The organism is Brevibacillus sp. LEMMJ03 (assembly GCF_007197875.1).
In the GTDB taxonomy this organism is placed as follows: Bacteria; Bacillota; Bacilli; order Brevibacillales; family Brevibacillaceae; genus Brevibacillus; species Brevibacillus thermoruber.
The window spans coordinates 13,468-37,507 of sequence record NZ_VKJN01000009.1 but is presented as its reverse complement, the minus strand read 5'-3'; the positions used below and the strand labels follow the sequence as shown (position 1 = coordinate 37,507).

The following is a 24,040-nucleotide window of genomic DNA, read 5'->3' as shown; positions in this document are numbered from 1 at the left end:
CCTGGCTACCGTTTCGGACGCTGGTCTTCCGGAACGTTTTTATACACGTCTTCAAACGAATGGAACCCGTCCTTGATGATCGTCTCCATCACGTTGTTCTTGTCGACCTGGATGGGATCGAGCAGAATCGTCGGCACGTCCACTTTGCCGTTGTTCATCGTGGTCGTCGCTTCAATCTTTTCGCCTTTGGCCAATTTTACGGCCACTTCCGCCGATTTGGTCGCGATCGCCTTGATCGGCTTGTAGACGGTCATCGTTTGCTTGCCTTCCACGATCCGCTGGACGGCGGCGAGGTCGGCATCCTGGCCGGAAACGGCAACCTTGCCGGCCAATCCCTGCGCCGCCAGGGCCTGAATGGCGCCGCCCGCCGTGTTGTCATTGGACGCGACGATGGCATCGATGTTGTTGTGGGTCGACGTGAGAGCGTTTTCGATAATCTGCAGCGCGGCGTCCGCCTGCCAGTCTTTTGCCCACTGGTCGCCGACAATTTTGATGTCTCCCTTGTCCACCAACGGCTGAATGATGTTCATCTGCCCTTTGCGGAAAAGCTTCGCGTTGTTGTCGGTGGGCGAACCGCCCAGCAGGAAGTAGTTCCCTTTGGGGACCAGCTTGGTCAGGGATTCGGCCTGCATCTCGCCAACGCGCACGTTGTCGAAGGTGACATAGGCGGACACGTCGGAATTGGTGATGAGACGGTCATAGGCCAATACCGGAACGTTTTCCTTTCGGGCCGCGTCCACTGCCGCTGCCATCGCTTCGGAGTTGTGCGGAATGATGACGATCACGTCGACGCCTTTCGACAGCATGTTTTCCACCTGGGCCAACTGTGTGGCGTCATCGCCGTTGGCCGACTGCACGTCCACTTCGGCTCCCAGCTCCTTTGCCTTTTCGATGAAAATGTCCCGGTCATGCTGCCATCTTTCCAGCCGCAGGTCATCAATGGAAAGACCGATCTTGATGACTTTGCCCGCCGCCGCTTGCTGGCTTTGCGATTCGCCCGGTTTGGCAGCGCTTTCAGTTTGCGGCCGCGCATCCTGGCCGCAGCCCGCGACGGCAAAGGCCAACAGGAAAAGACTCACTGCACCAGACAACAATCTGCCCCTTTTCTTCATGACGATTCCCCTTTTTCCCAATTTTTCGCGAATGTGTACCCTTATCATATCATCCACCTTTACTTTGTTCAACCGACAAACTAATAAAATTTTCGTGATTGTCTAGCGACGGCGAATCATCGGGCGAATCAACGGAATACAAGGGAATACAAGAGGATTTTTGCTGAAATGTATGTCATTTTCGCACAATCAACGTGATTTTTGGAAAATTTTCATGTATAATTGGTATATCCGATAAACAAAGTGGTGAGATACATGCTGCAAACTGGCGACCAATTTCTGGTGAAAAAGATCAACAAATCGATCGTGCTGGAGACGATTAAAAAGAATGGCCCCATTTCGCGGGCGCAAATTTCGGAAGTAACCGGCCTGAATAAATCAACGGTATCGTCGCTTGTCAATGAATTGATTCAGGAGGAGTTTGCGTACGAGATCGGTTTGGGGCAGTCCAAGGGCGGGCGCAGACCGCTCATGCTTTTGTTCAACACGACCGCGGGCCATGCCATCGGCGTGGACATCGGCGTCAACTACCTGCTCGCCGTGCTCACCGATCTGCAGGGGAATATCGTGCAGGAAACGATGCTGACGATTGCGAACCTCTCGTTTGAGAACATTGTTGACCTGCTCAAGCAAACGATCCAGGCCCTGATCGATCAAGCGCCGCCCAGCAAATACGGCATTGTCGGGATTGGCATCGCCGTGCCGGGCATCGTCGACGAGCATGGGCAGATTTTGTTCGCGCCCAATCTGGGATGGGAAAACGTCGATGTGAAGAGCATCATCCAAGGTCACTTTCAACTGCCGGTCACGATCAACAACGAAGCGAAGGCAGGCGCGATGGGGGAAAAGATATTCGGCGTCGGCAAAGGGATTGCCCACTCCGTCTACGTCAGCCTGGGGATCGGGATCGGTACGGGGATCATCATCAACAACGAGCTGTACAAGGGATGCAGCGGGTTTGCCGGTGAAATGGGGCACATTCCGATCGAGCCCAACGGCAAAAAGTGCCGCTGCGGCAACCGGGGATGCTGGGAGCTGTACGCCTCTGAAAACGCTCTGCTCGAACAGGCGAAAGCCCTGGCGATTCCCCCGGCCCCGAACGAACCGGAGATCACGCTCGCCCATCTTGTCACGCTGGCCGATGAAGGCCATCACGAGGTGATCAATCTGTTCAACCAGGTGGGCGAATACATCGGCCTCGGTCTCACGACGATCATCAACACGTTCAACCCGGAACTGATCGTGATCGGCAACAGAATGACCTCCGCGGAAAAGTGGCTGATCAACCCGATCACACGGGTCGTGGAAAACCGGTCGCTTGCGTACAGTCGCAAGCAGCTTCGGATCCAGTTTTCCGGCCTGAACATGCATTCGGCCGTATTTGGCGCCGTTTCCTTTGCGATCGACGACTTCTTTGCCAACACGCGGATTTCCCTGTAGCCCGCCTCCTCGAAACGTTTTGTGGCATGCACGCGTCAACGTAAAAAACGTTTCAACTCGACGTTTGACGAAGACGAGGGGGGACCGGGATGTCCGTAAAACTCCCGAAACGAACGGCGTTTGTTCTGTGGGTGTTCATCTGCCTGCTCATGCTGGGGTGCAGCAGTCACGTTCGTCCGGAAAATGGGGACGTGATTGATATGCACGGCGGCGTAACACATTTGGAAAAAATGGACGAATTTATTGCCAGCGTATCCCGCAATCAACCTGCGACGCTGCGGTTGATCCGATACACCATCGAAGGCGATCCCATCTTCCATGACTTGTCCTATCAAAATAAAAAAATTGAATTTTGCCTGGATAGTACGGAAGATCAGTTCGGCAAAGGAGAAGTTGCAACCTATTTCTGCGATGCGCTGGAACGGAAGGAAACCGATACGCTGCTGCAGTACACACTGACGGGTTGTACGGGAAATACCGGGACCATGGAGTTGTTGACGATAACGGGGCCATTCGTGAGTTCAACTGGGCCGAATGCGATCAGAGTGAAGACGGAAAAACCATGACCGCATTGGCAAAGGATATCATTGCAATCGCGACATCCAAAGAGGAACGGAAACAGGCACCAGAAACAAACGGTCAGGCCCGGTAGTCCTTGTACAGAGGGGGCGCTCCGTTTTCGCGCAGACCGCCGCTCCGCCCGGTAGAGCTTCGCAAGTCGCTCCGCCTGGCAGCATGCTTCTCCTCCGCTCCCCTCGGTTTGTCCTCAGTCCGAGCCGGGGGATGCCCCCCGGCAACCTGACCGGACCTTTATGGAGACGGCGCGCCTCCTTTCTTCCGAATGGTTGCGATGCGTTTCTGCTGATCCCACTCGATTTCCCCATCCAGCAGCTCCGCCACCAGCCGGAGCGGGACCATCTCCGTGCCGGCAATCATTCTCTTTTCTACCAAAAGGGGGACCGCCTTTCCATCCCGGAAAACCTTCCCCTGTTTCGTTATTCGGATGACCGTTCCCTCTTTGGCTGCCACCAGTGCGCCGTCCTGCTGGTCAACGTGAACGGCCGCCCCCAGTTTCTCGAAGGCCTCCGCGGTCGGAACGTAGATGCTCCCGCGTATCAGTACGGGCGGAGTGAGGAAGGAAATCCGCTCTGTTTGCCGCATGACCTGGATGGGGGCGGCTTTTCGGGGGACGACCACCAGGGCGTTGCTCAATTCCCTGCCCGGCGCCGTCAGCAGCTTTCCATGCGCGTAAAGGCCGGACGACGCTCCGCCGTCCAGGTTCATCGCCGCCACCAGTCCCATCGACTGGCAGATGCCGGCCAATTGGGCCAGGGTGACGTTGGGGACCGTTCCCATCACCAGTTGATGGTTCGCCGTGTAGCCAATGAACGAACGCTGTCCGCTTGCCTTGGTCAGCTTCGGATCGTTCATTCCCTCCGCGACCGGATTGACGACGATTTTACCGTCTTTCACCAACGTGGGGCCCGCACTGGTGACATGTTGAAACGAATCCGCATCAAACCGGGAGGAACGGTCGATCACCGGCAGGGCGTTTCCGTTGAATCCGATGGACGACCCGCTGACGCCGTCGTGTTTCTTCTCGTAGTCAATGACGATCAACCCCCAGGGCGGCTTGTAGTCCCCCTTGTTGTAGGCCATGAAAAACGATCCGTTAATGGCGGCCAATGCCCCCGTTCGTTTCGCCATCCCCGCCAGGCTTTCCGTCCTGCCCAGCTCGTCCCGCGCCAGAACCGGACGGACTTCCAGCCGGGGATCGTTGAGGTTGATCGTGACGAACTGGACGGTTCGGCTTCCGGCGGACGTGGAAACCTTCTTGCTTCCCGCCATCACGCTCGCGGATACATCCTTCGTCTGCGGCGCTCCCTGCGCGGCCAGTTGCGCCGGCAGGACAAGCACGCCGAGCAAAACCATGGTTGCTAGCCATTTCCCCATTCTCATCTCTACCTTCACCTGTTCCGAAACTTTTTTCCCTCTTTCAAAAAACAGGATTATTTTATCATGTTTTTCCATTTGTGGCACCGCGTGAACGCTTTGCATGTTTCCCTTTTTCCACCGCTTCCTCGGCGCGCCGTAGAACAAAAAAGTGATCGGGACGCTGTTCATCGGATATCCGGAAGCGGATGTCCCCCCTACAGACCGAATGCCGGCGGAAGAAAAATCAACGTGGCTGTAAGGGGTATGGCGATCCGCCGGAAACAGAAAGCGCAGGTGATCCATCATGCTGTCCATTCGGGTCGTACGCATCCCGGCAGACCTGCCGCCGGACTATGTGGACCTGTTCCTGTCCAGGGTTTCCGCGGAAAGAAGACAGAAAATCGTGCGGTTTGTTCGCAAGGAGGACGCTTACCGCTCCTTGCTGGGCGAGGTGCTGGTCCGCTCAACCCTCTCCGAGCATATCGGTGTGACCCCCGATGCGCTTCATTTTGTCTACAATTCATATGGAAAGCCGTTTTTGCAAAACAACCCGGATGTGGGGTTCAATCTCTCCCACTCCGGGAACTGGATTGCCATGATCTGGGGCGACAGCCGTTCTTGTCCGGGCATTGATGTGGAGCGAATCGTGCGCATGGATCTGCACATCGCCGACCATCTCTTTACTCCTCAAGAGAACCGGATTCTTGCCTCCAAAACCGGGGATGCCCGGCTGGCGTATTTCTTTCACGTATGGACTTTGAAGGAAAGCTATGTGAAAGCGGTGGGCAAGGGCTTGTCCATTCCCCTTGATTCCTTTTCCGTGGTGTGTGCCAACGAAAAGGAGTGGTACTCCCCGGAGGCGGACGGTTTCCACTTTACCAGCTTCAGATTGGACCGGGAGCACATCCTGTCGGCCTGCTCGTATATGGCTGCGCTCCCTGATCACATCCAGCACGTCTCCCTATCGACCCTGTACGAAACCCTCCTGTAGCGAGATGCAAAACAGCCGGATTGCCTGGGCAACCGGCTGTTCCCTTTGCATTTGCTGCGTTCACACCGGCAGCCCCGTCATCCTTCCGTGTGAACGGACCGTTCTGCGGTCGGCTTGACCGTTGAACGCTTTCGGATGGTGGAAGCGGCATCTTCGTCCCGGATCCCCAGCGCAAAGCACAGGCCAATCAGCAGGAAGCCCGCTGCGCCGAGCAGAGCGGAACGGTACGCCGTCAGATTCGGTTCAAGGCCCCCGGCAGCGTCCGCCGTGCTGGTACCCACTGCGGCAAGGATGACGGAAAGCAGCGCCACGCCTGTCGCCGAACCAAGCCTGTTTTGAACAGTGAACCAGGTGGAGGCGCGCCCCATGGAAGACGGGGGAATGTTGGCGAAGGAAGCGATCTGCACCGCTCCGACCGTATGGCCCAGGAAGACGCCGACGCCGAACAAAAGGAGGCGGATCAGCTACGGGCTGGTGCCATGACCGACCTGACTCAGCACGATGAATATTGCAGCCGTGCACAACAACCCCATGACGATTACGCGTCTCGGTCCAAGCCTCGAATAGGACCAGGGCACAAGCTGGGAGGCCAGCATCAATCCAAGCGCCTCCGGAAAGGTGGCCAGACCGGTATCGAGTGCCGATGCGTGAAGAACGTGCTGATACATCAGCGGGAATACATAGAGCATGCCCATCAGCCCGGCTGCCGAGAACATGGCGACGATACCTGCAGACCGAAACAGCCGGTCGCCCAGCAACCGCAGATCGAGCATCGGCTGTTTCACGCGCAGCTCGACACCGACAAAAGCGGCGACAAGGATCAGACCCACGATCCCCGTGCCCAGTATCACAGGGGAATCCCAGCCTCTCATCGGCCCCTGACTGAGCGCATACATCACCATGGCCAAGCCGGGCGCGGACAGCAGGAAGCCTGGAACATCCAGGTGCCCCGCCTCAGGCTCCACGTGCTCCTTCAGATACTTCATCCCAAACAGCAAGGCCGGAATTCCGATCGGAAGATTCACATAGAAGATCCACCGCCAGGAAAACTGGTCCACCATGAACCCGCTCAAAATCGGCCCCAGCGCAGGTGCTACCGCAATGGGGAGCACCAAGGCCCGGGATACCTTGGCCCGCTCGTGTGGAGGAAAGGTCCTGAACAGCATCGCCATTCCAACAGGAGTAAGCACGCCGCCGCCTGCGCCTTGGAGGACGCGATATACGGTCAACGAAGCCAGACTGTCGGCAAATCCGCACAGCGCGGAGGCTCCTGTAAACACGCCCAGCGCCAGCAATACAATCCGCTTGGTCCCCCATCTGTCTCCAAGCCAGCCCGCCACCGGAAGGAATACGGCGAGGCTCACCAGATAGCCGACGTTGAGCGCGCTCGAAGCGGCTGGCGGAACCTGGAGTTCCTGGCTGATGGTCCTAAGCGCGACGTGTAAGACGGTGGCGTCCATGGCGACCATGAACATGGCCGCCACGTATACGACGCTCACGACTGCTTTCGGATTCAGACGTGCGTTCATTGCCTCTGCCCGGCAACAGACTCTGCCGCGGCTTGCAGGCTTCGGGGCCGCAGGTCCGTCCATTGCGACCGGATGTAGTCCAGGCATTCCTGACGCGTCTCTGGCCCCAGCACAACGGTCCAGCCTTCGGGCACTGTGATGAATGCCGGCCACAGGGAATACTGCCCCTCGTCATTGATCAGCACCAGAAAGGCGCCGTCCGCTTTTTCAAAAGGATTGGTCATCGATTCATTCCCTCCTCGAGTGTCCGGATGCCGGACGATTCATGGCCTGCAGCTTGGCCGCAAGAATCCGGCCGATCTCGGCAAGCGGTCCGGGCTGACACAGATCCTTGTGCCGGCACGCGATATCATGCCGTTCGATCCGTCCGCTTACATAGGGTATCCACATGTCCGGTTCGATCGGATCAAACCAGTCCGGGATGATCGTTGATCGGAAAAACAGAAGATCTCCCTCGAATCGCTCCGGAACATACGCGCCCAGAATGCGGACCGAGTTCACATACGTCTGTTTCAGATTCATGATGGTCGCTTCATCCAGGCTGGCCAGTGCGCTGGCGTCGCTGCGGAGAATCTCGAGCGCGCTGGCCATGTTGAGCGGGACGTCACCCAGGCTGTCCGGATCGTAGCCGCCCAAGGCAAGCAGCGCGATCAGGGCCTCCTCCTCATCCGGTTCTCCGCGAAGCGGCAGGAGATGGCTGGGGTACGAATCCAGCATGGCAAGAAACGAGACCTCTTCCCCCTCTTTCTGAAGCTGCACGGCCATGGCATGCGCCACATTGCCGCCAAACGACCAGCCCAGCAGCCGATACGGGCCGGCAGGCTGAACCGAACGGATATGTTGAAGATAATCGGCCGTCATCTCCCCCAACGTTTTCGGAATCTCCTCGGGCTGGGCAATGCCGCGGGCCTGCAGGCCATAGATCGGATATTCCATGCCGAGATGTTTCATCAGCCCGGCATAGCACCAACTGAGTCCGCCCGCAGGATGCACGCAGAACAGCGGAAGCTGCTCTCCGTGGGCGCGGAGCGGCAGCAGCACCTGGAGCGCGCTTTGGCCCGCGTCCATGTCGAGCCTTTCAGCGAGACCGGCAACGGTAGGCGCTTCAAACAGGACGCCGATGCCGATTTCTCGGCCCATGGCCTCGCGGATGCGGCTCATCAGGCGAACGGCCAGCAGCGAATGGCCCCCCAGCTCGAAAAAGCTGTCATCAATACTCACGCGCTGCAATCCCAGCACCTCGGCGAACAAATCGCACAAGACCTCTTCCTGCGGAGTTCTGGGGCCTCGCCCGTCAGGGGTCAGGGAGAAATCAGGCGCCGGGAGCGCCTTGCGGTCCAGCTTGCCATTCGGCGTAAGCGGCAGGGCGTCCATTTCCACGATCGCTGACGGCACCATGTATTCAGGCAGGCTGGAGGCAGCATACCGGCGCAGTACAGCAGGTTCGGCGCTTGCGTCCGGGGCCGGAACCACGTAAGCCACCAGGCGTTTGTCTCCCGGCTGATCCTCCCGCACCACGACCGCCACCTGGGCCACTGCGGGATGTCTGGCAAGCACGGCCTCGATCTCGCCCGGTTCGATGCGGAACCCCCGAATCTTCACCTGCTGGTCAGCACGGCCCCAATACTCCAGGGAACCGTCGCCGAGCCGCTTGGCAAGATCTCCGGTTCGATACATCCTCGTACCGGGGGGACCGAACGGATCGGCAACAAACCGCTCAGCCGTCAAATCCGGTCGTCCCCCATAACCGCGGGCCAGTCCGGCACCGGCAACATACATCTCCCCCGTTACTCCCGGCGGAACAGGCTTCAGCGAATCATCCAACACATACACCCGAAGATCGGGTATCGGGCGGCCGATGAGGCTGGTGGCCCCGGAGGCAGCGCGGTGACGGTCAAGCTCCATGTAGCTGACATGCACGGTCGTCTCGGTGATGCCGTACATGTTGATCAGCTTGGGAGCATCATCCGGATGGCGCTGATACCAGTCCGCCAGACGTCCCAGTTCCAGCGCCTCGCCGCCGAAGATCACGAAGCGCAAGGAGAGCATCTGGCCCAGGTCAGGATGTTCCCGGTCCGCCTGCATCAATTGATAGAAGGCTGACGGCGTCTGATTCAGAACCGTCACGCCCTCTTGCACGAGAAGCCGGAGGAACTCTCCCGGCGACCTGCTGATCGCATGGGGCACCACAACAAGACGGCCGCCATGCAGAAGCGCTCCCCAAATCTCCCACACGGAGAAGTCGAAGGCATAGGAATGGAACAACGTCCACACATCGTCGGAGCCAAAGCAGAACCAGTGATCGGTAGAAGCAAACAATCTCACCACATTCTGATGAGGGATGACGACGCCTTTGGGCCTTCCCGTGGAGCCCGAGGTGTAGATGATATACGCAGGGCTATGTGGAGACAGGCGCCCTCTGCGTTCACGGTCACCGGGATTGGCAGGGGAATGCTGCCCGAGCCGCTCCAGAGTCTCCGGCTCATCCAGCACGATCCGGGGCAGATCGCCTGTATCAGGCAGTCTGGAGACCACCTGCGTGCTCGTAATGATGGAAACCGGCCCTGCGTCCTTCAGCATATAAGCCAGCCGGTCTGCCGGATAATCCGGATCGAGAGGCAGGTAGGCGGCTCCGGCCTTCAGCACGGCCAGCACGCCGACGACCATCTCTACAGACCGCGGTAGCGCCAGGGCCACAATCTGCTCCGGACCGACCCCCTCTGCCATCAGCAGATGCGAGAGCCGGTTCGCCCGGGTGTTCAGCTCCTCGTAGCTCAGGGAGACATCCTCATGGACGACGGCCACGGCCTCAGGGCTTCGGGCAGCCTGTGCCTCGAACAGGTCCGGCAGCGCTGCCTGCGGCACCTCGTTCACAGCCGCGCTCCATTCCTGCAGCATGCTTTGGCGCTCTTCCGGGGCCAGAATATCAAGTTCCCCGATCGATTTGCCCGGATCAGTGGCCACAGCCTCCAGCACCCGCAGGAATCGGTCCGCCATCGCTTCGGCCGTACTGCGCTTGAACAGATCCGCGCTGTATTCCAAGATTCCATCCAGACCCGCAGGGGTGCCATCCGGAGAACGGCGCTCCTTCAGTTCCACCGTCAGATCGAACTTGGCCGTGCCCGCACTTTCAATCTGCAGGCTGCTTTCCACACCCGGCAGTTCCAACGCGGCATCGGGCGTGTTTTGGAGCACCAGCATGATCTGAAAAAGCGGGTGCCTGGACCGGGACCGGACGGGGTTCAGAACCTCAACCAGCCGTTCGAAGGGCAGGTCCTGATGCTCGTACGCAGCCAGATTCACCTCACGGACTCTGGCAAGCAGTTCGCGGAAGCTGGGGTTTCCGGACGTGTCGGTACGAAGCACCAGCGTGTTGATGAACAATCCGACAAGGCCGTCCAGCGCATCGTCGCTCCGCCCGGCAATCGGACTGCCGATCGGGATATCGGTGCCTGCGCCGAGCCGGGTGAGAAGAGCGGCGAGGGCGGACTGCAGTACCATGAACAGGCTCGCCCTGCATTCACGGGCAATCGCCAGCAGTTGGCCGTGCAGCTTCCGGCTGATGTGGAACGGGATGACACCGCCTCGGTAGCTGGCTTCTGCCGGTCTCGGATAATCGCTCGGCAGTTCCAACTGATCCGGCAGGTTCGCAAGTGTCCGCGTCCAGAACGCAAGCTGTCTGGCAATCAGACTGTCGGGATCGCGCTCGCTCCCCAGAAGCCGCTCCTGCCAGACCGCATAATCCGCATACTGTACCGGCAGCGGCGACCATGACGGGAGCTCCCCCCGGCAGCGGGCAGCGTAGGCGGTGGAGAGATCGCGGGCCAACGGGGTCAGCGACCAGCCATCCCCGGCGATATGGTGCAGGAGCAGCAGCAGCACATACTCGTTCGGGCCGAGTACGAACAATTGGGCGTGAATCGAAGGCTCTGACGAAAGCTGGAAGCTGTAGCGCACAGCGTCGGCCAAAAGACCGGGCAGTTCAGCCTCGCTCGTTTCCGTTAGAATCAGCGCAGGTCGGGCGTCGTCGGCGTCCAGGATGAGCTGATGCGACGCACCCATCCTGTCGGGAAAAACGGTGCGCAGGGTTTCATGGCGAGCTACAACATCGCCAAGCGCCTCCTCCAGCGCCTTGCAGTCCAGTTCACCGGACAGGCGGGCTACGAGCGGAATATTATAGGTCGGATTCGGTCCATCCAGTCGATACAGGAACCACAAGCGGCGCTGGGCAAACGAAAGCGGTACTGCCTCCGGACGCGCGACCGGCCGTACAGGCGGTCTGGCATCCCGCGCATGATCGAGCCGCTTGACGAGCCCCGCAACCGTGGGCGATTCGAAGAGGCTGCCAATGCTCAATTCGACACCGAAGACATCCCGGATACGGGCGATCACCCGTCCGGCAAGCAGGGAATGACCGCCCAGCACAAAGAAGTCCTCGTCGATCCCCACATGAGCCAGGCCGAGCACCTCGGCGAACAGGTCGCACAGCATCTCTTCCTGCGGAGTCCTCGGGCCGCGCCCTGTAACCGTATGGAGATCAGGCGCGGGAAGCGCTTTGCGATCAATTTTCTTGTTCGGAGTCAAGGGCATTTCGGCGAGTTCGACAAACGCGGACGGGATCATGTAATCGGGCAGTTCATCGGCGACATAACGGCGAAGCTCGGCTGGGTCTGCACCTGCGGGAGAATGCGGGACCACATACGCCACCAGACGCTTGTCCCCAGGCTGGTCTTCACGGGCGACGACCGCAACCTGCGCGATCGCAGGATGCCGGGAAAGGAGAGACTCGATCTCGCCGAGTTCAATCCGGAACCCGCGAATCTTGACCTGATGATCGACGCGGCCCACGTACTCCAGGGAACCGTCCGGCAGCCATCTCACGAGATCTCCCGTGCGGTACATCCGGGTGCCCGGCGGGCCGAATGGGTCCGCAACGAAGCGCTCTGCCGTCAGTTCCGGCCGTCCCAGGTAGCCACGAGCCAAGCCGGCACCGGCAATATACAGCTCCCCCACCACTCCCGGCGGAACGGGCTTCAGTCCGGCATCCAGCACATACACCCGCGTATTCCAAATCGGCCTGCCAATGGGGGGCGTCCCTGCGCGCTCATCGCCAAGGAGCATGGCGGTGGAATAAATGGTGGTTTCCGTCGGGCCGTATTGATTATGGACGCGGCAGCCCAGTTCCTGCAGGGCGAGCTTGAGCCCGCTGGGAAACGCCTCGCCTCCCGTGATGATGCGGAGGCCGTCGAATTTGTCGGGCTTGCTTGCTGCCAGCTCGTACCACAGGGTCGGTGTGGCCTGCATGATCGTCGTGCCCGTCTCGTGGATCATTCTCGCCAGAACCGGCGGGTCCATGATCGTTTCCTTCGAGGCGATGACAACGCGGGCCCCTCTCGTGAGAGGCAGGTACAGCTCCAGAACCGATATGTCAAACGAAATGGTGGTAACCGACAGCAACCGATCCCGCTCGTCCAGCGCAAACCGGTCCTGCATCGCCAGGAGCAGGTTGGTCAGATTGCCAAACGTGACCATGACCCCCTTGGGTCTTCCGGTCGAACCGGAGGTGTACAGCACATAGGCAGGGGTGAGAGGCGACAAGCAGCCTGAGCGGTCGGCATTGCCGGGATTGCGATCGGCTTGCTGCATCAGCCTGTCGATGGTTCCGGGCTCATCAAGCACGAGCCTGGGGGCCGCACCACAATCCGGCAGCTTGGAGGCAACCTGCCTGACCGTTATGAGGCATACGGGCCTGGCGTCCTCCAGCATATAGGCAAGCCGGTCGGACGGAAAGTCCGGATCCAGCGGCAGATACGCCGCTCCCGCCTTGTGTACCGCCAGTATGGCGACGACCATCTCCAGCGAACGCGGCAGCGCAAGCGCAACCACACGCTCCGGTCCGACACCATGCGCCATCAGCAGATGGGCAAGCCGGTTTGCCCGTTTGTTCAGCTCGGCATAGCTGAGCGAAGCGCCTTCAAACACCACGGCGGCAGCCTCGGGAGTGCGGGCGGCCTGTTCCTCGAACAGCTCGTGCGCGCTGGTCTTCGGCAGGTCATGAGCGGTTTCATTCCACTCGATCAGCACCTGCCGGCGTTCCTCGGGCAGGAGCAAATCAATCTGCGAGACCGGCTGGCCGGGATCGGTCGACGCAAGATTGTCCAGGAAACAAAGAAAGCGCCGCTGATGAGCCGCCAGCTCGTCGGCGCCGTAAATCGCGGGATTGGCGTCGAAATCGAACTGCAGCCCGCTGCCGTCTGATCTGTGGTACACGTTTATCGACAGGTCGTCCACGGGGCCGGCCGACAGATTGCGCGTTGTCGCGCGATGCCCGGCGAAGCGCAGATCATAGTCAAACGGCATCACATTCACCAGGGGACCGAACAATCGCCGGTTGTCCCCCAGCAGTTTCAGGTCACGTCGCAGATCTTGATGCCGGTAGCGCTGATGCCGCCTGATCTCGCGGATTTCCTGCGAGACCTGCTGCAGGAGAGCGGCCAGACTCATGTCCGGGCGTACCGTCAACCGCAGCGGCAGTACATTCATGACCATCCCCGGAACGCGCAGCGATGCAGAGCCAAGACGGCACATCATGGGCAAGCCGAGAATCACATCGTTCGCGCCGGTCATCCGCTGGACGTAAGCCGCCGCAGCGGCAATCACGACGTCAGACCAGTTTGTCCCCGCCTGGCTTGCCAGCGCCTGCAGCCCAGCCATGCTGGTTGGCGGAAGCTGAGCCGACTGGCGCAAAAAGCTTCGGGAGGTCCTCGCCGCCCTGTCTCCCAGACTGACCACCTCCGGTTCATCGGCGAAGCGTGACAGCCAAAATTGCCGATCCCGCTCCATTTGCTCCGAAGTGCGATAGGCCGCCTCTTCCTGCAGGATGGACTGAAAAGGACCAAAGGCTCCCTCGTCGAACGGCCGGTCATGGACAAGAGCCGTATAAATGTGTGCCACCCTTCGCGCCAAAAGCGAAAAGCCGAAGCCATCGATCGCAATATGATGGATGCGCTGATACCAGCAGAACCGGTCAGGCGCCAATTTCAACAACGCTTCTGTAAACAGGGGACCACGGATCAGATCAACCGGTTGGGCCAGATCATGCTTCATCCATGTTTCCGCCGCTTCCTGCGGGTTTTCCTGGCCGCTGACGTCTACGACATGCAGCGGCCAGTCGACAGACGGGCAGATGGTCTGCCAGGGTCCGTTCCAATCCTCACCGAAGCGCACATGCAGCGTTTCCGCCTCCGTCACGGCTTGGCGCAAGGCAGCCTCGAAGAGCGCGGGATCGACGGGGCTATGGATTTCGATGCATTCGGCGGTGTTGAAGATCGGATTCTCCGGGTCGAGCTGCTGTGCGAACCAAATGCCGCTCTGCGCACCCGACAAGGGCCAGCGTACATCCTGATGGTCCGGCATGATAACCACCTCCTTCATACTGCAAAATAATCCTCATTGGGCAAAGCCTGCCTCATTCGTGAGGACAACAGCCCCCACCAATCGGCCAGTGTCGGCCGCTCAGCCAGTTCCACAAAGGTCACCTCCGCACCGCTGCGGCGCCATCTCTCCACCAGGGTCATGATCCTGACGGAATCAAGCCCCCACACGTTAATCAGGTCGTCGTTTTCCGCAATGTTTGCCGGCAGCTCCTGGAGAAGCCCGGCCACCTGCTCGCGGATGGATTCCCGCGTGAACGGCTGGCGGTCACCCTCACGGACGTCCGGCGCTGCAGTCCGCCCTCCTCTCAGCATATCGATCAGACGCTGCGTCGTTATGGTGACCGCGCAGCGCTCAGCCGCGTAGGTCAGCGCCATCCTGTGCTTCTCCAAAGAGAAATCCGCTACCGCATCGGCCACGAAGAAGGGCTGCACATCCTTCATGAACGCTTCGCACGCGGTCATCAGGCAGCCGATATGGGCGTAGATGCCGCACACGATAAGCTGATCCCGGCCGCGCTGCTGCAAAATCTCCAGCAGATCGGTCTTTTGAAAGGCGCTGTACCGCCATTTGGTCAGAACCAGATCATGCTCGCCCGGCGCAAGCTCCTCCACGATGTTCTTCTGATCGGGGCATTCATTAAGCCCCGGCCCCCAGAAATCCTGCAGAAGTCCGCGCTGCTCAGGGGACTGTCTGTCAGGCTGCGCCGAGTAGACGACGGGGATCCCCTGCTCGGCGCAATAGGTTCGGAGCTTCCGAATGTTGGCCAGAAGCTCCACGACCGGGGACTCCGTGACGGTGAACGCATTCAGAAAATACTGCTGCATGTCATGAATCAGCAGAACCGCTCGTTTCGGATCAGGTGTCCACGCCACCCTGTTCACCGGCAGGTCAGACTCTACAGGCATCGGATACGGCAATATGGCAGGAATCGCCATACTATCTCCTCCCTTACTTGTGATGGTGCGTTCGCAACTGCTGCTGTTGGGCAATGAGTTCACGCAGCATTTTTTTGCTTACCTTGCCGACTGCCGTCTGGGGAAACGAATCGACGAATTCCACTCGATCCGGAATCTTGTAAGCCGCCAATCCTCGCTCTCTCAGGAAGGCTTTGAGTTCGGCTGCTGTGGGAGACGGATGATGCGGAATAACGAAGGCGCACGTGCGCTCGCCCAGATACTCGTCCGGCATGGCGACCACGGCCGCGTCGTGTACGCCGGGATGAGCGAGGAGATGGTTCTCCACTTCTTCAGCCGCCACCTTGTCACCGCCCCGATTGATCTGGTCCTTGGCACGTCCCTCTACGACCAGGTGACCCGTTGCGGTCCACCTTGCCAGATCGCCCGTGCGGTAAAAACCGTCAGCAGTGAACGCCTTGGCGTTATGCTCCTCGGCCTTGTAATATCCGCGAATGGTATAAGGCCCCCGCGTCAAAAGATGTCCCACCTGGCCCGGCTCGACTTCACAATCATCATCGTCAACCAAACGAATCTCATCATACGGCGACATCGGTCTGCCCTGTGTGTTCACGATGATCTCCTCAGGATCATCCAGTCTCGTATAATTGACCAGTCCCTCCGCCATCCCGAACACCTGCTGCAGGGTGCAGCCCATCGTCGGTTTGACCATCCTGGCTGCCTCCGCAGCGAACTTGGCCCCACCCACCTGCAGGACTTGCAGGCTGGACAGATCGTACCGGCGCGATGCCGCTGCATCCAGCCAGATCAGGGCCAGCGGAGGCACCACGGCCGTTATCGTGACGTGCTCCCGCGCAATGAGAGGGAACGCCTCGTCCGGGCTGGCGCTGCGCGCGAGAACCACTCTGCCGCCGGCGTACAGCGTCCCGAGTACGCCGGGCGAGCTAAGCGGAAAGTTGTGGGCGACAGGCAGTACCGCGAGATACACGCTTCTCTCATCGAGGTGGCAAATGTCGGCGCTCACCCGCAAACTGTAGATGTAGTCATCGTGAGTCCGGGGAATCAGCTTGGGCAGCCCGGTGCTCCCGCCGGACAGTTGGAGAAAAGCCACATCGCTGGCGCTCGGCTCTTCCGGCAGACTGTCGGGATCTCTGCGCAGGTCATCCAGCGCGATAAACTGCCCCGGGTCGCCCGCCACAATCACGTGACGCAAGGTGGGAACGCTCTCCCTGACGTGAGCGGCAAGCTCGCGATAGTCAAACCCCGAGTCGACGTCAGGGATAACGTACGCAACCGCTTCGGTGAACTCGCACAAATAGGTAATCTCACTCTTTCGATGCAGGGGAAGGGCAAACACGGGCAGCGCTCCCAGCCGAAACAGCGCAAAAATCACTTCAAAAAATTCCGGGATATTGGGAAGCTGCACAATGACCCGATCCATCGGCTTGATTCCCCGTTCATGGAACCCCGCCGCCAAACGGTCTGCCCGGACGTCAAGCTCCGCGTAGCTGATCCGTCTGTCACCGCTGACGATGGCGATGCGGTCCCCGTAAGCGGCGGCACGCTTCCGCAGCATGTCTCCAAACGTCTCTCCCCGCCAGCACCCTGCCGCCCGGTATCGATCGGCAAATTCCTTGGGCCACGTTGGGCATCCTGACAGCATGACTCACGCCTCCTTCCTTCCGGCCATCTGCGGCTGGTTCAGCCCCATGGCCAGAAGCATGGTGCGAAACTTGGCCGACGTTTCCAAAAGTTCTGCCTCCGGACTCGATCCGGGGACGATACCCGCTCCCGCAAAAAGACGAATCACGCGGCCTTCCACTTCTGCGCAGCGTATCGTGACCGCCCATTCCCCGTCGCCGTTTGCATCGCACCAGCCGACCATTCCCGTAAAGAAGCCCCGCTCAAACGGCTCCATCTCCTGAATCACCGCACGCGCCAGATCGGTAGGCGTTCCGCAAACGGCGGGAGTCGGGTGAAGCGCCGCCGCCAGCTCCAGCGACGAGGTAGAGGGATCGGCAAGCTCCCCGTTTATTTCGGTGGAAAGATGCCACATGGTGTTGGTCTGCACAAGCGAAGGTTCCAAGGGAACGTCCAGTTTTTTGCAATAGGGACGGAGCGCTTCGGCGACTGCTTCGACGACCACCGCATGCTCATGTCTGTCCTTGGCGGAAGCAAGCAGCGAAGCCGCGCGCCGCTCATCCTCGTAGGGATCGTCACTGCGGGCCGCAGAACCTGCCAAGGGATTGGCCTTGATGTACGGTCCTGTCTTCGCCACGAGCAGTTCCGGACTGGCACCGATCAGCGTCCGCGGTCCTTCGCTCCCATCCGCTGCGCTTCGCAAAGACTTGTGATCTCCCCCCGTCGACAGATTCGCCGCGAAGGTAAAGCCGCGCGTATTGTGCCGGGCCAGGTTGCGAAGCAGTTGTTGGATATCCACAGCGGCAGACGAGGTAAGATGCAGCGATCTCGCCAGCACGACCTTCCGAAGGTCACCCTGTTCAAGACGCGCCAAAATCCGGTTCACGCCATTCTCATATTCCGCCGGTGCCGGAACCGCGCGCATCTCAAAGGCAGACGCGGGGTGCTGTTCAGCCTGAACGCCCGGATCGAAGCCAAGCGGCCCTGCCCACTGGATGGTCATCGGCACGACTAGCTGTGCAGGCTTCGTGTGATCAAAGGGAACCGCGCCGACAACGACCGATGTGCCGTGTCCGGACTGCCCGGTGCTGGCAAGAAGCTCGGCAGCTCTTCGGGGCAGGCTCTTCAACCCGTCCGGTCCCTCGTAATCCGGCAGCCTGGCCCATTCCCCCTTCGCCAGCAGGGTCCGCTGCGGCGAAGAGAAAAAGAAGGACGAGCCCGCTCGATATTCTTCGAGAAGCGCTGTGGCGCTTGCTGCGGAACCAGCATCTTGTTTCAGCATTCCATCGTCATCTCCCATCCGTTTTTACATTCCCAGGGTTGCACCGCCGTCGACGCGCAGGTCATGCATCGTAATATGCCGCGCCCGGTCGGAAACCAGAAACACTACCGCATCGGCAATGTCCGAGGGCAGGGCCAGCCTTCCAAGCGGTATGCCCAGGCGGTACTCCTCCAAATTGCCGGCGATGACAGCCTGCGCTCCATCGTCATCCGCCCACAACGCCCGCTGCATGGCTGTGTCGGTTGAGCCGGGCGATACGACATTGCAGCGGATATTGTGCCGGGCGTACTCCAGCCCCAGACACTTGGTGAACATGGTCGCCGCAGCCTTCGAGGCCGCATAGGCCGACATCTGCATGCGCGGCACCCCTGCGGCATTCGAGCCGACCGTCACGATCGAACCGGATCTGCGGGGTGCCATGCGCCTGGCTACCGCGCGGGAAACATAGAACACTCCGCTGGCATTCACCGCAAAAGTCGCCGCCCAATCCTCGTCGCTGAGCGATTCGATCGGCCCCGTTCGCAGCAGGCCGGCGACGTTGACCAGGATCTCGACGGGACCGACCTCCCGTTCGATTTGGTCCACCATCGCTTCAACAGCCGCGCTGTCGCTCACGTCTGCCGGAAATGCCGCAGCCTGGTGACCGCCGGCACGCAGTTCTGCCACGAGATCCCGAACTCCTTCGGCATGCTGATCCACTGCCGCAACCAAGGCTCCACGCTCGGCAAGGGCCGCTGCCACCGTTCTCCCGATCCCCTGCGCGGCTCCTGTGACCAAGGCAACTTTTCCCGTAATTCCCGCAACCTCCATCTCTGTCTCTCTCTCCCCTATCTCCCATCGATTTCACGGTGCGCCGACCCACACGCTCTCCACTCGTCATGCACCGCATCGCCTTGCTATTTCTCCGGACGCAAGGCAAACCGCAAGGCCCGACTGATCAGGACCGGCAGCACCGATACATGGTTTTCGTCCTCAAACTCTTTGAACACCACCTCCAGTCCACGAGCAGAATGGGCGGACAGGCGTTCTGACAGCTCCCGCGCGTGATCGCTGTTTCGGGATACATGACCCTTTTCCAATTCTCCGACGCCAAGCAGGACTTTGATGCGGAGAGGCTCCTGCTCCAGACGGGATACGAATTGCTGCTCCGCCAGCAGCAGATGCTGCCTGTTCCAATGGATGGAGGGGCTGCCGGCGACATAGCACTGAAAGGCATGCGGCTTTGTAAACAGCACATGCAGGACGAACAGTCCACCGAGAGAATGGCCGAAGATCGTTTGTCTGCTGCTGTCGATCTTGAATTCCCGTTCGATCCGCGGTTTCAACTCCTCTTCAATGAACTGCAGGAACGCCGCTGCTCCCCCTTGTGCAGGCAGGGCAGTCCCGTCCGGCGCATGGAGATATTCCGTGGCGGGCATGGGCGTCAGATCGTAATACCGGTCCGGCGAAAACGGGCCGTCCGTTTGATAGCCGATGCCGACGACAACGGCCGGAACAACCCCCGTCTTTTCGGGTCGACCTCCTTGCAAGCGGACGGCCTCCACCATCGTTCCGAATACGGAATTCGCATCCAGCAAATAAATGACCGGATACCCTGAGGGAGGAGGCGCTTCCGCTGGGGCTGCCACCATGATCTGATAGCTGCGGTTTTCCGCGCGCGACTGCATCATCCATCGTTTGGAACGGGGAATTTCGGTCTTGCCGCTCGCGGTCTCCTTGAGCGAGACGACACGCTGTTCCGGATGATCGAAAGACATGTACCACAATTCCTCCCTTTATTTGCTTACATTTACAATCATGCGGCGTACAAAAGCTCCCTTCCAGGCTGCAAGGTGGAACCATCGTATCGATGTCGTTTCTCTTGTTTGCCCCAAAGGGAGACGATCAGACATCCGTTTGTTTCCGCTTATTTGACCAGCAGTTTGACCGTATCGTCAATAATCTTCTCATAGGCGATCAGACCGCTGCCAAGCCAGTACTCGTCGTTCACCTCGTACACGTGCCCCTGCTTCACGGCAGGAATGCTCTTCCAGATGGAACTTTCCGTCATCTCCTTCATGCGCTGCGTCCCTTGGCCATACGCATTGATTACAAAAATGTAGTCAGCGTCAAGGGTCGATAGTGTTTCCATCGTCACATTCGCACTGTTCTCTCTCTCCACCAGCTTGGACCTTCCGACTCCCAACTGCTGGTGCACAACATACCCGCACAGATAATTCCCCCCCATCAGGCTGACGCCTTTGGCGGCGAAGCGCATAATCGCGACCTTTTTTCCTCCAACCGCCTGATCCAGCTTTTCTTTTGCCTCATTCACTTTCTGCCGGTACGCCTGCAGCGCTTGATCGGCTTCGGCAGATTTGCCGAGCAACTCTCCCAGCGTGCCGAGCGACTTCTCCATATCGCCGGAAGCATTCTGAAACACGTAGGTCGGCGCGATCTTGGCATACTTTTCATAGGTGCCATTCGCGGCATACGTCGCGGTGTGCAGGATGATCAGATCCGGATTGTAGGACATGACCACCTCCGGCGACGGCAGTCCCCCCGAGAAGTCAAGCTTCGGCACATCCTTCAAGTCCTCTTTCAGATATTCGTGTTCCATATTGCCATTGGACCATTGAGCCACCGGCTTTATGCCCAGCTTGAGCAGAGAATCCTCGAGATAAGGGGCAAAAATCCGCTTGGGCTCCGCTGGCACGGTGACCTCATGGCCAAGTTCGTCCTTGACCGTCCGTTCACCTGACGGTACGGGAGTGTTCGCCCCCGATGCGGAAACGTCGGCGGCAGTAGACAGCGATCGTGGCTGTTCGGACGACTCCACACTGAGTTCTTGATTGGAGCCGCAGCCGGCCAGCAAACTTCCTGCCAGCACCAGGCACAGCCATACGGAAAGATGGAATCGAAAGACAGCGCCAAACCGATTGGCCAGATGAAGCATGGTGTTCCTCCTTTTGTGAAAATCATTCTCACTGAGGACGATTATAGATCATGCTGCTCAAGCGTCACCATGGGTTCTATCCAGAAGAACGTTTGGACAATATCCCGTAAACAGGAGCAGGGCTTCATCCAACATCCGGAGAATGGCCACTGCCGAATATTCAAACCACGGATCAGAAGAGATCAGGTACACATGCATGTTTCTGACTGCTTTCAATTGACGCCAGGCTGCTGTATGCTGCAGCGCCAGCCAGTAAGCCCGGGACGATGCCTCGGGGCACACCACCAGCAAAATCCGGTCAGGGTTTAGTTCTGCCACCTGCTCCAGCGTAAGCTGCACGTTTTCGGACGGTTCTGGCCGAAACACTGCCTTGAGCTTCAGATCCCGGTGAAGCACGTCCTCCAGCCCGCGGTTCCAGTAGGCATGGATAGCGTGGCCGTAGATGCGCAGCACCAGGATGCTGTCATGTCCCAGCTCCGCATCAATCTGCTCCCGGGCCGACTGAACCCTCTGTTCATATCGTTGGATCCACAACTCCGCCTGATCCTCCCTGTCCAAAAAGCGGGCAATCATTCGGAGCTGGTCTCTCCACCCCACGTTCTCCGTCGGAACAAAGAACGAAGCCGCCATGTCCATCAATTTTGTTTTCTCGGCGGGGCGCAGTTGGTCGGTTCCGACAATGGCGTCGGGACGTATCCGGACGACCTTGTCCAGATTCGCTTCGAACTGCCAGCTCGTGTACGGATCGGTAAGCGTTAGATGAGACTTTATCTGCGTGCGGTAGGCGTTGTAGTAATAGGGGGTCCACTTGGGATCCAGAGGCGCTGCAATCGGCACCACATTCAGCGCAAGAAGATGACCTGTAACCGAAGAGGAGCACGCTGCGATTCGTTTCTTGAAATGTTTCGCGAAATCAGACGGGGATACGCCCACCTCCTTCTTGAACTTGCGGCTGAAGTAAAACTCGTCGCTATATCCAACCTTTGCGGCGATATCCCGCAAACGCTCCCCGGATTCAGCCAGATAACGCTTTGCCCGGTTGATGCGCAGATCCGTCAAATAATCCATGGCGCTCTGTCCATATGTCTTTTTGAAGAGATCCACAAAATACTTGGGACTGATATTCGCCATCTGCGCAAGCTGCCTGATTGAAAGAGGTTCGTTGTAGTGCTGGTCCATGTACTCCCTGATTTTAGCCAGGTTCGCTTTTGGATTCCGTCTCGGCCTGCACGAGCTGATGTCCGCTACCTTCCCTTTGTCTGTACGCATGAGACGACTCCTCCTTCCGATTATCAATAATGATAATCATTATCAATAAAAAGGTAGCACAGGCCGTTCCTTCCAGTCAATCCCATTATGGAAAATGGATCGTATCCCAATATGTCTGGGCAGCAAAAAGACACGGAACAACCATTCCGTGCCTCGAAGCAGCAACTTTCCCAGTTTATGAACCCCGCTCCCGCTCCAGACGAAGATCAGGTACAGAAACAACTGCTGCAGCGCGTCAATCTTCCATCAGCCGTCCTCCGGCCACCACGACGCGCCCTTTCTTGATCACCGTGTCCACGTGGTTGATGCCAAAGTGGTACGGCACATACGCCAGGTTTTCCGCGTTGAACAGCACCAGATCCGCCTGCTTGCCGGGCTCGAGACTGCCAATCTGGTCTCCCCGGCCGATCGCATAGGCTGCGTTGATGGTCATGGCGGTGATCACTTCCTCCGGTGACATGCCCAAATGCAGGCAGGCCAGGGTCATCACGAGCTGCAGCGATTCCGTGGGGGAACTGCCCGGATTGTAGTCCGTGGACAGCGCAACCGGCACTCCTTCCTCGATCATGTCCCGGGCTCGAGCGTGGGACTTGGCGCGCAGGTTGAACGACGTCGCCGGCAGGCAGACGGCGATCACGCCCGCATCCCGCATCGCTTTCAGCCCCTCATTGGTGGCGGCGAGCAGATGCTCCGCGGAAATGCAGCCCATCTCTGCGGCAAGCTGCGCTCCGCCGAGCGGTTCAATTTCGTCGGCATGCAGCTTCAACCCGAAGCCCAGCTCTTTCGCGGCGGCGAGAATCGCTCGCGACTCGTCCACTGAAAACACCTCGTGCTCGCAAAAGACGTCGCAAAACTCGGCCAGCCCCTGCCGCTTCACTTCCGGCAGCATCTCCTCGATCACCAGTTTGACGTATTCGGCGGAGCGGCCTTTGTACTCCGACGGCACGGCGTGCGCCCCCATGAACGTCGACACCAGGTCGATCGGGTGTGTTTCGTCCAACCGCCTGGTCACGCGGAGCTGCTTCAGCTCGTCTACCAGCGTCAGCCCGTAGCCGCTTTTGGCCTCTACGGTCGTCGCCCCGTACAGCATCATGATATCCAGACTCTTCCTTGCCTTTTCATACAGTTCGTCTTCCGTCGCAGCCCGTGTGGCCCGCACCGTGCTGAGAATCCCGCCGCCCTGGGCGAGGATGTCCAGATACGACAAGCCCTTCTGTTTCAAGACCAGTTCGTTTTCCCGGGAACCTCCGTGCACCAGATGGGTGTGCGGGTCGACCAGCCCCGGCGTCACCAGCCGCCCTTCCGCATCCAGGGTTCGCTCGACGGGCAGCCCGGCGATTTCCGCCCGGACGTCCGCTTCCGCTCCGGCGGCCACGATTTTGCCGTCCGCGATGGCCACGGCTCCTCCCGTCACGAGGCCGACATCCGACATCTCGCGGCCCCGCCGCGGTCCCGGCCTGCCGCCCATCGTCACCAGCACACCGATGTTGTGTACCAACAGATCAATCCGTTCCGGTTTCATGCTCTCCCTCCTCATGGGAAGCATCCCGAGGAA

General features: G+C 59.3%; 15 protein-coding genes and 1 pseudogene. 3 read left to right on the top strand and 13 right to left on the bottom strand.

The window, feature by feature from the left end; genetic code table 11:
* Positions 1-5: 5 nt before the first annotated feature.
* Complete coding sequence (gene xylF, locus FOI68_RS12800; protein ID WP_143863407.1) at positions 6-1,112, bottom strand: D-xylose ABC transporter substrate-binding protein; 1,107 nt, start codon at positions 1,110-1,112, stop codon at positions 6-8.
* 255 nt (positions 1,113-1,367) lie between these two features.
* Between xylF and FOI68_RS12795 the strand changes: the two genes are divergently transcribed.
* Both FOI68_RS12795 and FOI68_RS12790 read left to right on the top strand, forming a co-directional pair.
* Positions 1,368-2,552, top strand: a complete 1,185-nt coding sequence (locus FOI68_RS12795) for an ROK family transcriptional regulator (RefSeq protein ID WP_044897056.1) — start codon at positions 1,368-1,370, stop codon at positions 2,550-2,552.
* A gap of 89 nt (positions 2,553-2,641) precedes the next feature.
* Entirely contained in the window at positions 2,642-3,118 is a 477-nt protein-coding gene (locus FOI68_RS12790; protein WP_143863406.1) for a DUF4362 domain-containing protein, read from the top strand.
* A gap of 244 nt (positions 3,119-3,362) precedes the next feature.
* Here FOI68_RS12790 and FOI68_RS12785 read toward each other — a convergent pair whose 3' ends face one another.
* Positions 3,363-4,511, bottom strand: a complete 1,149-nt coding sequence (locus FOI68_RS12785; protein ID WP_185973942.1) for a phosphodiester glycosidase family protein — start codon at positions 4,509-4,511, stop codon at positions 3,363-3,365.
* A gap of 280 nt (positions 4,512-4,791) precedes the next feature.
* On the opposite strand from FOI68_RS12785, the gene FOI68_RS12775 reads away from it, so the two are divergent.
* A complete protein-coding gene (locus tag FOI68_RS12775; RefSeq protein WP_143863404.1) occupies positions 4,792-5,478 on the top strand; it encodes a 4'-phosphopantetheinyl transferase family protein in 687 nt (228 codons plus the stop codon).
* Positions 5,479-5,555: 77 nt separating this feature from the next.
* On the opposite strand, the pseudogene FOI68_RS12770 reads toward FOI68_RS12775, so the two are convergent.
* The 11 genes and pseudogenes from FOI68_RS12770 to hutI all read right to left on the bottom strand — a co-directional run bounded on the left by FOI68_RS12770 (position 5,556) and on the right by hutI (position 24,007).
* Positions 5,556-7,007 (bottom strand): annotated as a pseudogene (locus FOI68_RS12770) (DHA2 family efflux MFS transporter permease subunit).
* Positions 7,004-7,231 carry an MbtH family protein gene (locus tag FOI68_RS12765; protein WP_035299008.1) on the bottom strand — a complete coding sequence of 76 codons (228 nt, stop codon included), beginning with the start codon at positions 7,229-7,231 and terminating at the stop codon, positions 7,004-7,006. Before FOI68_RS12765 ends, FOI68_RS12770 begins: the two are co-directional and overlap by 4 nt.
* Positions 7,232-7,235: 4 nt before the next feature.
* A complete protein-coding gene (locus FOI68_RS12760) occupies positions 7,236-14,423 on the bottom strand; it encodes an amino acid adenylation domain-containing protein (protein ID WP_143863403.1) in 7,188 nt (2,395 codons plus the stop codon).
* 14 nt (positions 14,424-14,437) lie between these two features.
* Positions 14,438-15,379: an isochorismatase gene (locus tag FOI68_RS12755; RefSeq protein ID WP_143863402.1), complete on the bottom strand. Its 942-nt coding sequence runs from the start codon at positions 15,377-15,379 to the stop codon at positions 14,438-14,440.
* Between the two features lie 13 nt (positions 15,380-15,392).
* A complete protein-coding gene (locus tag FOI68_RS12750) occupies positions 15,393-17,021 on the bottom strand; it encodes a (2,3-dihydroxybenzoyl)adenylate synthase (RefSeq protein ID WP_143863401.1) in 1,629 nt (542 codons plus the stop codon).
* Between the two features lie 3 nt (positions 17,022-17,024).
* Entirely contained in the window at positions 17,025-18,281 is a 1,257-nt protein-coding gene (gene dhbC, locus FOI68_RS12745; protein WP_143863400.1) for an isochorismate synthase DhbC, read from the bottom strand.
* 24 nt (positions 18,282-18,305) lie between these two features.
* Positions 18,306-19,091 (bottom strand): 2,3-dihydro-2,3-dihydroxybenzoate dehydrogenase, encoded by a 786-nt coding sequence (locus tag FOI68_RS12740; protein WP_143863399.1) that lies wholly within the window; start codon positions 19,089-19,091, stop codon positions 18,306-18,308.
* Between the two features lie 86 nt (positions 19,092-19,177).
* Complete coding sequence (locus FOI68_RS12735) at positions 19,178-20,038, bottom strand: alpha/beta hydrolase (protein WP_143863398.1); 861 nt, start codon at positions 20,036-20,038, stop codon at positions 19,178-19,180.
* A 149-nt stretch (positions 20,039-20,187) separates the two neighbouring features.
* Positions 20,188-21,216, bottom strand: a complete 1,029-nt coding sequence (locus tag FOI68_RS12730; protein ID WP_185973941.1) for an ABC transporter substrate-binding protein — start codon at positions 21,214-21,216, stop codon at positions 20,188-20,190.
* Positions 21,217-21,273: 57 nt separating this feature from the next.
* Entirely contained in the window at positions 21,274-22,485 is a 1,212-nt protein-coding gene (locus FOI68_RS12725; RefSeq protein ID WP_143863397.1) for a helix-turn-helix domain-containing protein, read from the bottom strand.
* Positions 22,486-22,720: 235 nt separating this feature from the next.
* Complete coding sequence (gene hutI / locus FOI68_RS12720) at positions 22,721-24,007, bottom strand: imidazolonepropionase (protein ID WP_143863396.1); 1,287 nt, start codon at positions 24,005-24,007, stop codon at positions 22,721-22,723.
* Positions 24,008-24,040: the final 33 nt, after the last annotated feature.

Excerpts from the sequence above, each read along its gene's own strand:
- xylF (WP_143863407.1), bottom strand. The coding sequence starts at position 1,112 with ATGAAGAAAAGGGGCAGATTGTTGTCTGGTGCAGTGAGTCTTTTCCTG.
- FOI68_RS12795 (WP_044897056.1), top strand. The coding sequence starts at position 1,368 with ATGCTGCAAACTGGCGACCAATTTCTGGTGAAAAAGATCAACAAATCG.
- FOI68_RS12790 (WP_143863406.1), top strand. The coding sequence starts at position 2,642 with ATGTCCGTAAAACTCCCGAAACGAACGGCGTTTGTTCTGTGGGTGTTC.
- FOI68_RS12785 (WP_185973942.1), bottom strand. The coding sequence starts at position 4,511 with ATGAGAATGGGGAAATGGCTAGCAACCATGGTTTTGCTCGGCGTGCTT.
- FOI68_RS12775 (WP_143863404.1), top strand. The coding sequence starts at position 4,792 with ATGCTGTCCATTCGGGTCGTACGCATCCCGGCAGACCTGCCGCCGGAC.
- FOI68_RS12765 (WP_035299008.1), bottom strand. The coding sequence starts at position 7,231 with ATGACCAATCCTTTTGAAAAAGCGGACGGCGCCTTTCTGGTGCTGATC.
- FOI68_RS12760 (WP_143863403.1), bottom strand. The coding sequence starts at position 14,423 with ATGCCGGACCATCAGGATGTACGCTGGCCCTTGTCGGGTGCGCAGAGC.
- FOI68_RS12755 (WP_143863402.1), bottom strand. The coding sequence starts at position 15,379 with ATGGCGATTCCTGCCATATTGCCGTATCCGATGCCTGTAGAGTCTGAC.
- FOI68_RS12750 (WP_143863401.1), bottom strand. The coding sequence starts at position 17,021 with ATGCTGTCAGGATGCCCAACGTGGCCCAAGGAATTTGCCGATCGATAC.
- dhbC (WP_143863400.1), bottom strand. The coding sequence starts at position 18,281 with ATGCTGAAACAAGATGCTGGTTCCGCAGCAAGCGCCACAGCGCTTCTC.
- FOI68_RS12740 (WP_143863399.1), bottom strand. The coding sequence starts at position 19,091 with ATGGAGGTTGCGGGAATTACGGGAAAAGTTGCCTTGGTCACAGGAGCC.
- FOI68_RS12735 (WP_143863398.1), bottom strand. The coding sequence starts at position 20,038 with ATGTCTTTCGATCATCCGGAACAGCGTGTCGTCTCGCTCAAGGAGACC.
- FOI68_RS12730 (WP_185973941.1), bottom strand. The coding sequence starts at position 21,216 with ATGCTTCATCTGGCCAATCGGTTTGGCGCTGTCTTTCGATTCCATCTT.
- FOI68_RS12725 (WP_143863397.1), bottom strand. The coding sequence starts at position 22,485 with ATGCGTACAGACAAAGGGAAGGTAGCGGACATCAGCTCGTGCAGGCCG.
- hutI (WP_143863396.1), bottom strand. The coding sequence starts at position 24,007 with ATGAAACCGGAACGGATTGATCTGTTGGTACACAACATCGGTGTGCTG.